The 550-nt window shown below is 44.7% G+C and carries 2 protein-coding genes; both read right to left on the reverse strand.

What is annotated here, in order from left to right; all coding sequences use genetic code 11:
- Positions 1-26: 26 nt before the first annotated feature.
- Complete coding sequence (locus I6E78_RS18550) at positions 27-257, reverse strand: hypothetical protein (RefSeq protein WP_197162027.1); 231 nt, start codon at positions 255-257, stop codon at positions 27-29.
- A 105-nt stretch (positions 258-362) separates the two neighbouring features.
- The coding region (locus tag I6E78_RS18790; protein ID WP_231618057.1) for a hypothetical protein at positions 363-550 on the reverse strand (188 nt) is incomplete at its 5' end.

Genomic DNA, 550 nt, shown 5'->3' on the forward strand with positions numbered 1-550 from the left:
AAATAAAATCAACTAAAAGCGGCAAACTAAAAAGAAGGCTGGTTAGGATGGCGGTACGGTCTTACACCTGCTGCAATATAACCAACACCTGGCACACGATATAGTGTGCAAGTAGCAGCGTGTGCGTAATTGTCTGTCGGGTTTGCATATTCCGCACAATATGAAATCAGTTCTCGATTTTCTGGCAAAGTTTCATTATCGGCATATGTTTTTGCAAGCGGGTAAAGCGTCCCGCCGTGTGATGCGTATGTTTTCATAATCAACCCCTCAAAATAAAATCAACCCCTCAAAATAAAATCAACCAGAAGCGGCAAACTAAAAAGAAGGCCGGTTAGGATTGCTGCAAGATAATCATTCATGGATTATTCCCCGTCGCGCTTATCAACAAAATCCAATGCAGTGCCATAGAACCCTTGCGAACGTGCCACGCATTCGACAAGCGCGCGGAATTCAGGCTTTGACCATGGGTTGCCAGTAGGTGTACCCTTGCGCGTAAATTGCACCCATGCATCAATGGCTTTCAAACGCTTATCGTCGAAAACCCAGTAAT

Source organism: Pseudoalteromonas sp. NZS127 (genome assembly GCF_015864805.1).
In the GTDB taxonomy this organism is placed as follows: Bacteria; Pseudomonadota; Gammaproteobacteria; order Enterobacterales; family Alteromonadaceae; genus Pseudoalteromonas; species Pseudoalteromonas nigrifaciens.